Genomic DNA, 12,967 nt, shown 5'->3' with positions numbered 1-12,967 from the left:
CGCACTCTACGTCGATTATTCGGATTCTACCTTAAGAGGTGTAATCAATGCGTGTAAATCAGCTATCGAATGAAGTAGAATATGTATACGACTCGATTTCCGAAATGGCCGAGGTGGGGCTAAGTTATCTCGACGTGTTCCTGAAAGGTCGCAACTTTCGAGAGGACTGGCACGGAGTCAACTCCCGTGAAGAGGTGCGAAAACTTGCCTCTGAAGGTTGGATTAGTGAAGCCGAGGATGCCATGGAGATTGCGGCGGAATCGGTTGACCTAGTGGACCGCGAGCATGATCTTACAGGATTCCGCTCGATATGGGATGTTGCAGGTTGCGAGGTTGACGTGGGGAGATATCTTGCGAAAGAGCCAGAAAACATGATCAACTATGAGATTGTTCCAACCACGCGATCGGGTCGCGTAATCGTGCTCTGTGCTTCGGTTGCGTATAGTTCCGTCGTTTCCGTCGACAGTATCAAAAAGCGCGGCCATGGTATCGCAGCTTTGGCTTTCGCGCTGTCGAAACTCGGATTTTCTTCAGAGCTGTGGGCTGATGTGAGTATTAACAGTGAGGGAAAGAAGAGTCGTGAAGGAAAGTTTTCCGGGCGATTCCGAGTGCAGGTTAAGGGGTCGAATGATGCGGTAGATCCAGCGTTTATAATGTTCGCATTCTGTCACCCGGCGATGCTTCGTGCGCTAGTTTTGCCTGCAATGCACGAAATTCCATCGCGGTTTCATGGGCCGCTGGATATAGGACGTAAATACGGCCTACCTGCCGACCCTAAGGAAGACCTCCACGATGGGGCGATCTATCTTCCGTCTGTCCGTTCTGAGGTGGACGTTCCGAATGTTCAGGAAGCGTTACTCGGTTACCTGCGACTGCTGGGAATCTTGGAAGACTGAGAGGAAGTGTTCGCGCCGTGTCGGTGCTGTGTGGTCCTTGTCTGCATGGTTCCTTCACTGTGCATGCACCTCCTAAATTCTCGCTGTAGATGAAAGGAATTTCTTCGATGGTTAATGTGGTTCATGTAGCAACTTCTATCGCGGTAGAACTGGGCAAGGAATGGAGAGCAGAGCCCGGCTACATGGCTGACGCTAGTGACGCCTACCTTCAAGGACCGGAGGATATCCGAATCCGCATAGGCACGGACCATCACAAGAAGTCCGGGAACAACCGGCTGTTTCTGTCCGAAGCGGTCACAGGTGACTTGAGGCGCTTCGTCCGGAGTGGCCTCATGATCAGCGTGTCCCGGGATCGGACGAGTCGGGACGTCGCAGCTGAGCTCCGGCGGCGATTGCTTCCGAACGTAATGGAGGCGCTCGGAAAGGCGCGTGTCGACAAGGCGGAGAGTGACGCCCGAGACGCTGAACACGCCGCGATGCGTGAGACCATGTCGGTTGCTCTCGACGGCCGGACTCACAGCCATGATCAGAACAACGTTCACTTCGGTTCATACGGTGACGGCGTCAGCGGCTCTGTCGAGGTCCGGAAATTCGGCGGCGACGTGAAGTTTGAGGTGAAGGTGCCGAAAGCCCTTGCACCGGCAATGGCCGATACTGTCGCTGCGCTGAGCAAGTCAGACGTTCCGGCGCCGGTCGAACCGGCGGCGCGCCCTGATACCTCTCCTGAACCCGCCCCTCGTGAGCCGGAGTCACCGGACACTGCGGCGAAGGGGCAGAAGGGGAGGCGTAAGCGCCTGACGCCGGAGGAGCGTCAAGATCGGGTCGACGCGCTGACTGGCAAGCTTGAGGCGGGCATCGCCGAAATGGTAGACGGTGAGCGCTGGACGGCGTTCTTGCGTACCGCACAGGGCTTCGGGGCCAGCTGGAGCTTCAACAACCTCATGTTGATTACCTTGCAGGCTGCGGAGCGCGGATTCACCCCGTCGATGGTGAAGACCTTTGAAGCCTGGAAGAGGCTCGGGCGCCATCCCAAGACCGGCGAGAAGGCGCTCTACATCTTCGAGCCGATCAAGTACCGGCTGTCGGTGGAGGAGGCGCTGGAGGAAGGCCCGGGCGGTTTCGACAGCGACGGCAAGCCGCGCATGACGATTCGCGGCGTCCGGCCGTCCCCGCGATTCGACATCAGCCAGACCGAGGGGGAACAGGCCCCGGCAGGCGCGGGGGCGCAGGTCCTGGCCACCGACGAGGAGATTGCAGGTGCATGGGAAGCGGTTGCCGCTCAGATCCGGGCGACCGGATACAACGTGGTAGGTGGGCCACCCGGCCGAGTAGACAGTTACACGGATCCGGCCTCGCGCGAGGTGTGGGTGTGCGACACGTTGGACGATACGGCCGCCGCGCTCGCGGCACTCCACGAGCTGGCGCACATCCTGCTCAATCACGTCGACGACGCGAAAGAGTACCGACTACACCGCGGCCAGTTGGAGGCCCAGGCGCAGTCGGTGGCGCTACTCGCGGCCGGTGCCATTGGATTGGACACCGCGTCGTATGACCGAATTGACGTCGCCAGCTGGGCGCACGGCAACACCGACCTGTTTGCCGAAGCCGCCGAGCGGGTGACATCCACGGCTCACCAGATCATCCGTGCGGTACAGGAATCCAACTCGGACGAGTAGCGCCGTGCGTGCCGCACCAACAGAGCCACCTACGACACCGGAGCTAAGCCGTGCCGCTCACGGTCGCGTGCATCTCCGCCTGCTGATGCACGCGTGCCGTGGCCACACGGAACACGCGGCCACACAGAACACCAGGTATGGGAGGAACAACGATGGACGACACCAACTCATACGAGACGCCCGACGACGCCATTGACATCGTCGAGCTGGCCGAAAGCGCACTCCGAAAGGATTCCTACCCTGAGCTGAGCGAATTCTTCGAGTGGGTGACGCAGGCGCAGACCTCAGAATTGGAGATGCTCGTGGAGGTCGGGCCACCAGAGCCCCGGCCGCGCGACCGTCAGGACGTGGTCGGCTTCCGCCTGGCGGTGCCGGAACAGGTGGACGGGCACACGGTGGTCGAGGTTGCGTTCTGCACACCCGGAGGGCCCGGCTTCAACGCCTCCGCATTGGCCGTGACCCAGCAAGGCCTGGCGTACGCCACGCACCTGCTGCAGTACGACCAGCAACGCCGCCGCTGGTGTCTCGAGCACGGGCACTATGGCTTCACGAGCCTGCCGCCGGCCCAGTCCGACCTGATCAATCGGCACCAGCGCTCATCCAGGAGCGACGAGCCGCCGGCGAACACCAGAGACAACGCCAGCGAGCTGCAGGACGAGACCGGGCCGAAGCCGCAGCGGACGCGAGAGCAGATCGCAACGTGGGTTCGAGAGCACCCCGGCGGAACACCGACCGAGATCGCCGCCGGTCTCGGCCTCGGCGCTGACCGGGTCAAGCAGTCATGCCGGAGGATGGTGCGGGATGGACAGCTACGCAGCACGCCCGGCGGCGCCTACCACCCCGGACCGGCTAACGTGTCACCCGAAGTGGGCTGAACAGGGCGAACAACCGACGACCCGGCCAGCGTCACCACTTCGACGACCGACACGGCGACGGGGTCGCCGCAAGGACATGCGGCGACAGGGAAGCGCAGGTGATGACCCGGTGGAACCGCTGGAGCTGACGCCGGAGGTTCAGGCGGTCATCGAAGCATGCCGGGAGTTCATCGTCGGCGGGGGTGGCGCCTCGGTGGAGGCGCTGTACAGCGGGGACGAACTGCCGGAGCTGCAGTCCTCCGTCCGGGAACAGGTCGACCTGCTGCTCAGGCTCGCGCGGGCTGGCCAACTCGTCGGAGTCGAGACGGAGATGCCGACCGAGACCGGGGACTCCGACGACGATGCAGTCGTGCGATGCGCCCGCGCGGTAGCCCGGTGGAAGGCCAGCCGGGATATGCACAAGACCCTCCGAGCCCGGACGGCGCAAGTCAAGGACAACGAGCGAGAGAACCAGCAGGCCAGAGACGCGGCAGTCGCCGAGTTGTCTGCCGCTCGGCCGGACTGGGGCACACAACGAATGGGCAAGGCGGTCGGCCTCCCTGAGAAGACTCTTCGAGACATCTTGACGAAGTCCGTCGCTTCGAAGTGACGACGGTAGCCCTGGCGGTGCCGTCTATGACCAGCTACTCCCTGCTGCCCGTTCCTCGATACGCAGACAAACCACACAGCTAACGTCAGGCCAGTCGGTGACGAACCGGTCCGGACCGACGCAGGCTAGTGCCGATCTCGGCGAACGGCCCGGCCGACCTCGGTTCGACGCGCCTCACTGGCGCGGTGAATGTCCAGTTTGCAGGCAAAGGTCACGAAGACGATGCTGCGGAATTTCTCGGGTGTCATCGCGGCACGAATTGCCCAGTATCGCTGATCTTGATTCGAATGCATTTGCAATGCGTCTTTGATTCGTTCCCGTGTGGATCTGTGGATCGTCGATTTAAGTCCGAATGTATGCGGCGAATTTGAGAAATATTACTTCTGGTGAATACCTGCATTATGCCTGTTTGTAATGCCACTTGATAATAATGGAAAGGATTTGTTATGTACACGCCCAGTATTCCCGCCGTCGACGGCGAGGTGTACGTCGCGCTCGACGACGCCACGCAGGCGTTCCCGGCTGCTATCGACCATCAGCGGTGGAACGGCTTCGCCGTGCCTCGGTTCCGACGTCCGGTCGCTGAGGCTGTGGCCGCGTGTATCAACGCGATGCACGCGCAGGATCCCGACGAATGGCCAGACACCGCCAGCTTCGACGGCGAGGTGCTGACCGTTCTGGAGGCTGAAGGGCACCGGCCGGAACGGATCGAACCCGACGAGAACGGCCGCTATGCGATCGGCTACCGCCGATGGTGCTGGGAACTCACTGTGCCGACCCCTGGCCCGCGGGTCGATGCCGCGGCGCAGGCCGACTCTGCACGGCTTACACCGCAGGACGATGAAATCCTGGTCGCCATCGACAGCGTTGAGCCTGCCTTTCCCGCGCTGCCCTCAGCTGGCTGTGGGTGGAGCAAGGCCGGATGCCCACGCTTCCGACGTCCGGTCGCGGAGGCTGTCGTGGCCTGGATCAACGACAACTCCGATGGGTTCGACGACGCCTACTGGGACGGCGACAACGTCGTGCAGATCGATTATCAGTCGACCTGTGAGGACGGTTACCTGCCTGCCCGGATCTCCGCCGATGACGACGGCCGGTACTCCATCGGAGCCTCATTCGAATGGATGCGTAGGCCGATGTAACTCGGATCAGTAAACCTATGACGACAATCGGAAAATAGAAGGAAGAAATGTCATGTCGGAAGTGAAACTCACCAAACTGACCAAGGGCAACATTGCCGCGCTGAAAGAAACGATGACCAGCAAGCAGGCTGCCACTGTGCGACTCACCGCGACTACAGCCGTCTTCGAGATGAGCCCATTAGAAGCGTTGATGTTGGTGTGCTCTCTGCAGAGCCAGGCGGCGCAAGACCACGGATCCATGGGCCATCCGTACAAGTCACTCAGCGCCGTTCGCCGCAAGCTGGACGCACTCCACACCGCCGCCAACGCAGAGACGTTGACGGCGGCCCCGCGGCCCGTGCAGAAGCCACCGCTGGCGCTGGCCGAACTCCTTCGCATCGATAGTGACAAGTGAACGGCCCGAGCGCGAAGCCCTGCCAGTAAAGCGCACTCGCTCGCGGCCTCGGCTACTGGCAACTTCCAGCTCATGAACAGCAAAGCACGCATCCGGTGTGGGGACGGGCAAGCGAGGTCGTCCCCGCACCGGACCACACCCACTGCCCCGATAGGAAAGAGACTGATGAGTACTCCGGATTTCCTTATCTCGTGGACGTTCATGCAGTCCTTCGAGATGACACTGACCGTGGATGAAGCCCGGGAGTTGTTCGTGCCGGACCCGCTCGCGAAAGGCCGGATGGTGGCGCAGCTCTGGGAGGCCGCATGTTCCCGCCAGCAGGCCGCCACCGACGCAACAGCGCAGCAACTGCGGGAGATGCTGCACGAGAATCCCGAAGTCCTCAGTGAGCCTTTGTGCACGTTCGAACACGACGATGTTGATCACACACGACGGATCGACTCCATCGAGATCATCGGGTGATTGATCGTCTCACTGCAAGATCCGGACGGCACCCGCGTACTCGCTCAGGTCGACGGGCTGGACTCGGACCACGGTGCCGGATTCGTAGGCGTTGATCATCTGCCCGTTGCCGAGATAGATCCCGACGTGGTGGATGGTCTCAGGGCTGTAGAAGACGAGGTCTGCGGGATTCAGCACGGCCAGGCCAGCCGATCGGGGTATCCGGGTACCTACGTTGAATTGGCCTCCGCTTTGGTGGGGCAGGGAGATTCCGGCTTGAGCGTAGGCGAACAGGGTGAGGCCGCTGCAGTCGAAGCCGATCTTGGTGTAGTCGCCGTGTTGGTCGGCGACGCCGCCGTCGCGGATGCCGCGGCTGGGCCCGGTGGCGGTGCCGCCGCCCCAGGCGTAAGTGACGCCGAGTTGCGAGCGCGCCGCGTCGATGACGATCTTCGCCGGGCCGGTCACCGGAATAGGCGTGGCGTCGCTGGTGCTGCAGGTCGCGCCTTGCACGGCGCCGAGGATCTGGCGGGCGGTCTGCTCATTTGTCGCGTAGCGGTCGGGAAAGCCCGAGCGCTGCACGGTTTGGGCGGCTTCGGCGACGGGCATGGTCTGCCAGTTCGGCGACGCGAGCAGGTGCCGGTAGAACTGTTCGCTGCTGTAGGCGGGGTCCATGATCTGGGCGACGGTGCCCCAGCCTTGCGAGGGCCGCTGCTGGAACAGCCCGACGCTGTCCTGGTCGCCGTGGTCGAGGTTGTGCAGTTGGGACTCGGTGATCGCGGTGGTGATGGCGATGACCCAGCCCTGTTCGGGGACGTTCATGCGTTTGCCGACGGCGACGATCGTCGCGGCGTTGGTCATCTCCTGCGGGCCGTATCCGGCGGCCGAGGTCGCGGTCGCAACGGCGGGAGCGCAGTTCGCGCTCCCGCCGGAGCTGCCGAAGACGGCCTGGACGACGGCGATCGTGCCGCCGCCGATGAGCAGGATGAGCACGAACACTAACGAGGCCCCGGCCGCGGCGATCCTGCCCATCGCGCCTGTCACCTCCAGGGCTGTACGGGATCGGGCGGGGGCATCGGCGAGGGCGGCGCTAGGTCCTGGCGCTCGGCGGCCGGGTTGACGCCCGTTGGACGCTGCCCGCTGCCCGGCGCCGAAGAGCGCAGTTCAGGCCAGCGCGCGGGCAAATCGACGAGTGTCACCCGCCCGGCGGCGCCGGGTTCGTCGACCCGTCGCCAGCGGGGCGCGGTCATGTCGAGTGGGTCGGCGGCGGCGTCGCCGCTGGTGGTCGCCACCGGTACCCGGGCAGGCCGGTCGAGTCCGCGCAGCGCTTCGGCCAATGCCCGGCGGGCGTTGGATTCGCGGGCGGCGCTGGGCAGCCAGATCAGCACGGGGGTGGTGATGCCGGTGGTGCCGGCCAGGCGTTCGTAGCGGGCCAGCTTGCCGGCCAGGCGGGACAGTTGGCTCGGTGCCGAAGTCGAACTCGATGAACCACTCGACGTCCCGCCCTGCCTCGCGCCAGCGGCCGTAGCCGTCCGGGGTGACGATGTCGCCCCAGTGCCGCCCGCACCGGGCCGCCGACCACCAGGCCATCAGCTGTCCAGCGGCGCCGGGCTGGCGTGCCTGGTGGACCAGGGTGGTGAACAGGCCGTTGCAGCCGACGGTGTGCGCGAGCTGCAGGGAGAAGGCGCGGCCGATCTCGCGTTCGCGGCGGTAGCCGAGCTCCTTGGGGTCGATGCCGTCTTCGCGGGCGAGCGCGACGGCTCCGGCGGTGTCGAGGACGTAGTACATCGGGTGTGAGCCGCGGTCGCGGTGCGGCTGGAACCGGTGCACCACGCCCCATTGGTAGAGGTTGCGCAGGCGCAGGTTCGCGGCGCGGCGGCCGGTGAAGGCGATGTCGATGATCTGGGTGCTGGTGAGCACGTGGTGCTCGAACAGCATCCGGCACAGCCACCGGTCGCGGTCGGTGAGATGCCGGGCCAGCCACGCATGGTGCTCGGCGGAGTTGAGCACACGCTGCACCGGGCGTTCCGGCCGGTGGGTGCGCAACTGGCGCTGCGGGGTGGGATTGCTGACCACGATGACGGATACCTCCAAGGAAATGAGCGGAATTGCATTGGTGCAGCATTGGATAAGATGAAGAAGTCGCTGTACTTGCTGGCCAGGCTGACATGACAAGCGTGCACCTTAGCCGGACACCGGAATGCTGGAATCATTCACAGAACATCGACCCTTTATCAGTCGTTATTTCAGTGGCGTTGAGATGACGATCAGGTCATACTGTCCGTGTGGAAGAACAGCAGGCGGTGCCGCCGGAATGGGATGATCTACGTGACGACTCGCCACCCGGCGACTGGCGGGACCTTCAGAGGCCTCAGTTCGGTGAGCAGCTACGTGAGTGGTCGGACATCCTCAATGACATCTACTGGCGACCTAGCGAGGACGGACGCGGCGAGCCTGGCGGCTTTGACACGTCCGCCATGCAACGGCTTCGCGGTCTGATCATGGCCCAAGCGGCTGAAACCGAGGCCGTGCTCGGCTGCATCCTGCGCAAGCTGGATCCACTGGCAAAACCTGGGAAAATGATGGCTGGTGCACTGCTGAAGAAAATTTGGGACAAGCTTTCGAACCATAACAAGGTCGCTTGGCAGTCACACGTACGCCAGATACGCAAAGCTCAGAAGAGACGTAACCATGCTGTCCACAACAGAGTGGACACTGGCTACACCTGGGCTGAGTACGCCACCGGTGGTGGCGAATGGATGCCGGTCATCACCACGATGGGCAACGAATCGTGTGACGAGCGGGAGTTGAGTCACGATCTGGCGCTGCAGCAGTCATCCACGGTGTTCGCGATCGAGATGCTCCATGGGTTGTCGTGTTCCAACCACGATCCAGCTGATCGTTGCCCTGACTGGTGGGAGTAACGGATATCGACATGGTGTGAGTGGGACGGTGGCCCAGTTCGGGCGCGGGTCGGCGCTGCGAGGCCGCAGCACCGGACCGGTTTGCTCGGTTCGCCGACCGCAATCCAGTGGCGGGGCTTCGGTGAAGCCGCGAGGGCGAGCTACCGCTGGCAGTCGGAGCAACCGTACGGCGTCGGCGCGCTTCCTGAAGGCGTCGACGATCACGCCGAGGCCGCCATGGTCGGGCTTAGCATCGCGCTCATGCCAAGGACAGGCGAGGTCAGAGAATAATGCAGTGTTGGAATACCGTCCCTTCACCAGTCCGGGCCGGGTGAGAAGGTGCTTGCGGGCAAAGGAAAAGCGCGTGGTGGTGTCACGCTGCGCGGCGGGGGTCGAACGCCGCCGGCTGGACGTGCTCTACGGGCTCCGGCGCGGACGGCGGATCGGTGTTGACTAGTGCGAGGTGCCGGATCTTCTTGCTGCGCCCAGGAATCGCGGGCGGGAGCTTCTCCGTGACCGCGGTGAACGGGGGTGCTTCCTCGCCGTCGAGCACGAGCCGTGCGGCGATGTGGTAGCGGCCGAGGTTGGCGAGGTCGTGTTCGGAGATCCGGGGCGCGGTGTGCCGGGCGAGGTCACGTGCGTCTTCGGGTGAGGCCGCGAAGATGTTCTTCGAGCGGGCGTTGGTGGAGATGGCTTCTTTCAGAGGTGCCGGTAGCTGGAGCAGGAATTGGTGCGCGAGGATCAGCGCCAGCCGGTAGCCGCGGGATTCGGGCAGCATGTCCTCCAGCGGGTAGGCGAGGTTGAGGAAGTTGTGGCATTCGTCGATGTACAACGCCGCGTCGCGGCGGTCGCGCGGTGGTATCTGGGCTCGCTGCATGGCGGCCTGCCAGGTGCGGGCGACGATGATCGACCCGATCAGCCGGGCGGTGTCCGTGCCGAGCGTGCCCTTGTTCAGGCGTACCAGGCAGATCCCGCCGTCGAGGACCGCGCTCATGTCCACGGTGGACTCGCCGCCGGCGAGGGAGGCCCGCACGAACGGGCGGAGCAGCAGCCCGCGGAGTTTGTTCATCAAGGGTGCGACGACCTGGGCCCGGCTGGCGTCGGACAGGTCGTCGTACCAAGTCCAGAAGCCGGTGAGGATGTCGTCGGAGACCTGTTCGAGTGCGCGGTGCCGGAACGCGGGGACGGTGAGGAGTTTCGGCAGATCGGTCAGGACGGGTGTACCGGGAAGCGCGCGCAGGGTGAGGAGCCCGGAGCGGAGGATGTCCTCGGTGCGGGGCCCCCAGCTGGAGGCGTAGATGCGGGAGAAGATCGACACGAGGTTGTCCACGGCACGGGCGGTGTCGGCGCCGCCGAGCGGGTTGAGCACCGGTGGGCGGGACCGGCTGTCGGCGTCGAAGAGCACGACCTTCTCCCCGAGCCGTACCGGCAGGCGCATCAGGACGTCGGCGACCAGGTCACCCTTCGGGTCGATGACGACGAGGCCGCGGCCGGCGTCGGCGTCGTCGAGGATCATCCGGGCCATCAGCTCGGACTTGCCTGACCCGGTCGCGCCGATGATGTGCAGGTGGTGGCGGGCGTCGGCCACGCGCAGCCCGACCGGGCGGGAGTGGCCGGAGTCGGTGATCCCGATCGGCTTGACCCCGGGGCCTTCGGTGGCGATGCCCGGCGGCGGCGGTACCGCTTTCGCCCCGGCACGCTGGAGCCCGGGCACCGCTTCGTCGGTCGGGACGTGCGCGAGCGCGGCCAGTTCCGGGATCGAGAGCAGGTCACCGGAGCCGAGCCGCCGCTCGGCCACGGCCTGCACGGGGTGGGACAGGCGGGCGCGGCGGTAGTAGTTGTGCTCGGTGTAGGCCGCGAACGTGCTGGCGATGGCGTGGCCGCGTCCGCGCAGGTGCTCGCGCACCGGACCTCTTTCCGTGCTGGTCGCGTGCTCGGGGACGAGGGTGGCCACGGCGTAGCGGATGCGGGTTTCGTACTGGGAGCCACGCTGTTTGGCCACGATGACCCGGTCCTGCGCCGAGGTTTCGAGCGAGGTCTGGTGATCGACGACCTGCTTCGTCGCTGTGGCGCGGGGTGTGCGGGAGCCGGTGTGCGGGGTGAGCAGGTCCAGCACCCGCCCGGCCGGCGTCGCGGAGCGGCCAGCGCGGACTCGGCGGGCCGCCCGCCGCGCGGTCCCGACGCGGGCGCCGGTGACCGGGCGGGCGAGGATCTGCACGACGGCCCGTTCGTGGGTGGCGAGCCCGACCGGGGCGCCGAGCAGCGCCCGGACCGGGTCGACCGGAAAGCCGGATCGGATCGGCAGGGCTTCGGTGCGGGCCAGGCGCAGCTCGCCGCCCACGGCCTCGACCGACTTCCCCGGCGGGTGGGACAGCGGGATCGGTGGTCTGGCCGGGGTGGTCCGGGTACGCGCGCCGGGCCAGGCGGCCTCGATTGCGCGCTCGGCCATCCCGGGCGGCACCACACCCGGCAGCCACAGCCGCAACGCGACTCCGGCGTGGGAGAACACGTACTCCCACACGACGTGCGGCTGACCGTGTATCCGGCGCTTCCACCCGGACCGCAGCAGCCCGACCAAATTGGAGTACAAGGCCGCCGCACCGTCCGGATCGACCGCGGGCGGGGCGAGCACCGTCACCACCCGGGCGTCGGCGGCCATCCGGTCATGGCACCGGCGCGCCCACCACCGGCGCCCCACGGCGAGACCGGTCACCACGAGCACCAGGACCGGGCCGGCGACCGGGCCCCAGGACACCGCGACGTCCCGCAGCGCCGTGACCACCGCGCGCACCGCGCCAGCGGGATCGCGCAGGTAGTCCTGCACCGGCGAGGCGAGCATCCCCGCCTGCGCGACGACAGACTGAGCAGGAAACATCAAGAACCTCTTCTCGCGCAGGGAAAGTCCGAAGGAGGCTGCGGGTTCAGGCAGCGTCGCGCTCGGCGTCGTCCGGTCCCGGACGGCTTCCGGGCGCAGGGGCCGAGGTGGGCCGGTCGCCGGGCACGAGCCGGAGGTGACTGCGCCGCGTGCGTGCCCGTTTGGCGTCGATCTCGGCTTGCCATTCGGAGAGCCGCCGCTCGCCCATGCGCTTGAGGAACTGCGGGATGCGGTTTGCCGTCACCCCGACCAGCCGGGGGCCGAGCACTGCCAGCAGGTCGGAGGCTTCCTGCGAGGACCACCCGGCCGCGGCGATCGCGTCGGCATCGGGGAACACGTCGGCGACCCGGTCCCGATCAGGGTCGATGGCGGAGTCCTCGCGACCGCCGTAGCTGTAGACCCACAGGAAGTTCCCGGGCGGGTCGGGCTCGATCAACCGCTTGAACCGGCGGACTTCCTTGGTATAGGCGTAAAACGTCGCCTGTGGGCTCGCTTTCATCACGCGGCGCCACGCCAGGGTGTAGGCATCAGAGAAAAAATCCCCGGCGTCATGCACTCGGATGAATGTCCCGGCGAAGCGGGGCGCCGACAACTCGCTGATCATGGCGGCTTCCCACCCGGGCAGGTCGTCCAGAACATACGCGAGATTGGCGGTGTGCTTCGCTTTCACCGCGGGGAAGAGGTAGGTTCCGTTGCGGGCGTAGCAGATTCGGGCGCACGCCGAGGCTGCGGGACAGGTCACCTGTGTCCGGCCGTCGGGCAGCCGGGCGGCCAGCGCGGGCAGCGTCCAGTTCCAGACACCGATTGCGCGCATTTCCCGGTTCTGCGTCAGCAACCGGCCCGGCCGCGCCGGAACTCCGGAGACGGTGGTGGAAGAAGACATACCTCACCTCATGAAACGAAAGTCGGGAAACAAAGAGAGAGCAGAAACGGTTGTGGCTGAGGCAATCCACAGTTGCGCTAGGCGGCACGGTCGAGGTCGACGTGATCGTCCGCGTCCGCATCAAGACCTGGCCCGGCGTCCTCGATGCCGAGGTCGACGAATCCGCTGTCGTCCGTGCTACCTTCGAGATCTGCGTACTGAGCCAGCTCGGCCGGATCTGTGGTGATCAAGGCATCTTCCTGCGGTGAAGCCAAAGCTTGAAACGCGACCCGCTGGGTGCCGGTGCTCAGGAGACC

At 65.2% G+C, this 12,967-nt stretch carries 12 protein-coding genes and 1 pseudogene; 8 read left to right on the top strand and 5 right to left on the bottom strand.

The window, feature by feature from the left end:
- Positions 1-47 precede the first annotated feature (47 nt).
- From BMY97_RS46640 to BMY97_RS43050, 7 genes are all read left to right on the top strand, one after another.
- On the top strand, positions 48-896 hold the full coding sequence (locus tag BMY97_RS46640) for a DUF7192 family protein (RefSeq protein WP_143086494.1): 849 nt from the start codon (positions 48-50) through the stop codon (positions 894-896).
- Between the two features lie 89 nt (positions 897-985).
- A complete protein-coding gene (locus BMY97_RS43075) occupies positions 986-2,572 on the top strand; it encodes an ArdC family protein (RefSeq protein WP_218157014.1) in 1,587 nt (528 codons plus the stop codon).
- Positions 2,573-2,724: 152 nt separating this feature from the next.
- Positions 2,725-3,447, top strand: a complete 723-nt coding sequence (locus tag BMY97_RS43070) for a hypothetical protein (protein WP_091629105.1) — start codon at positions 2,725-2,727, stop codon at positions 3,445-3,447.
- A 109-nt stretch (positions 3,448-3,556) separates the two neighbouring features.
- On the top strand, positions 3,557-4,036 hold the full coding sequence (locus tag BMY97_RS43065) for a hypothetical protein (protein ID WP_091629104.1): 480 nt from the start codon (positions 3,557-3,559) through the stop codon (positions 4,034-4,036).
- 446 nt (positions 4,037-4,482) lie between these two features.
- Positions 4,483-5,178 (top strand): hypothetical protein, encoded by a 696-nt coding sequence (locus BMY97_RS43060; protein ID WP_091629102.1) that lies wholly within the window; start codon positions 4,483-4,485, stop codon positions 5,176-5,178.
- Positions 5,179-5,230: 52 nt separating this feature from the next.
- Positions 5,231-5,572, top strand: a complete 342-nt coding sequence (locus BMY97_RS43055) for a hypothetical protein (RefSeq protein ID WP_091629100.1) — start codon at positions 5,231-5,233, stop codon at positions 5,570-5,572.
- Positions 5,573-5,737: 165 nt separating this feature from the next.
- Positions 5,738-6,034 carry a DUF802 domain-containing protein gene (locus BMY97_RS43050; protein WP_091629098.1) on the top strand — a complete coding sequence of 99 codons (297 nt, stop codon included), beginning with the start codon at positions 5,738-5,740 and terminating at the stop codon, positions 6,032-6,034.
- A gap of 9 nt (positions 6,035-6,043) precedes the next feature.
- On the opposite strand, the gene BMY97_RS43045 is transcribed toward BMY97_RS43050, so the two are convergent.
- Both BMY97_RS43045 and BMY97_RS43040 read right to left on the bottom strand, forming a co-directional pair.
- Positions 6,044-7,042: a C40 family peptidase gene (locus tag BMY97_RS43045; protein WP_091629096.1), complete on the bottom strand. Its 999-nt coding sequence runs from the start codon at positions 7,040-7,042 to the stop codon at positions 6,044-6,046.
- A 132-nt stretch (positions 7,043-7,174) separates the two neighbouring features.
- Positions 7,175-8,104, bottom strand: a complete 930-nt coding sequence (locus BMY97_RS43040; protein WP_245787792.1) for a replication-relaxation family protein — start codon at positions 8,102-8,104, stop codon at positions 7,175-7,177.
- A gap of 191 nt (positions 8,105-8,295) precedes the next feature.
- Between BMY97_RS43040 and BMY97_RS46635 the strand changes: the two genes are divergently transcribed.
- Positions 8,296-8,934 (top strand): hypothetical protein, encoded by a 639-nt coding sequence (locus BMY97_RS46635; RefSeq protein WP_143086492.1) that lies wholly within the window; start codon positions 8,296-8,298, stop codon positions 8,932-8,934.
- Between the two features lie 352 nt (positions 8,935-9,286).
- On the opposite strand, the gene BMY97_RS43025 is transcribed toward BMY97_RS46635, so the two are convergent.
- The 3 genes and pseudogenes from BMY97_RS43025 to BMY97_RS43015 all read right to left on the bottom strand — a co-directional run.
- Positions 9,287-11,788 carry a type IV secretory system conjugative DNA transfer family protein gene (locus BMY97_RS43025; protein ID WP_091629091.1) on the bottom strand — a complete coding sequence of 834 codons (2,502 nt, stop codon included), beginning with the start codon at positions 11,786-11,788 and terminating at the stop codon, positions 9,287-9,289.
- A 46-nt stretch (positions 11,789-11,834) separates the two neighbouring features.
- Positions 11,835-12,671 (bottom strand): GP88 family protein, encoded by an 837-nt coding sequence (locus tag BMY97_RS43020; protein WP_091629089.1) that lies wholly within the window; start codon positions 12,669-12,671, stop codon positions 11,835-11,837.
- 77 nt (positions 12,672-12,748) lie between these two features.
- Positions 12,749-12,967 (bottom strand): annotated as a pseudogene (locus tag BMY97_RS43015) (conjugal transfer protein TraC); the annotation flags it as partial.

Origin of the sequence: Amycolatopsis saalfeldensis, from assembly GCF_900110575.1 — a bacterium.
Lineage (GTDB): Bacteria > Actinomycetota > Actinomycetes > Mycobacteriales > Pseudonocardiaceae > Amycolatopsis > Amycolatopsis saalfeldensis.
The sequence above is the reverse complement of the archived record's forward strand: the minus strand, read 5'-3'. Positions and strand labels throughout refer to the sequence as shown.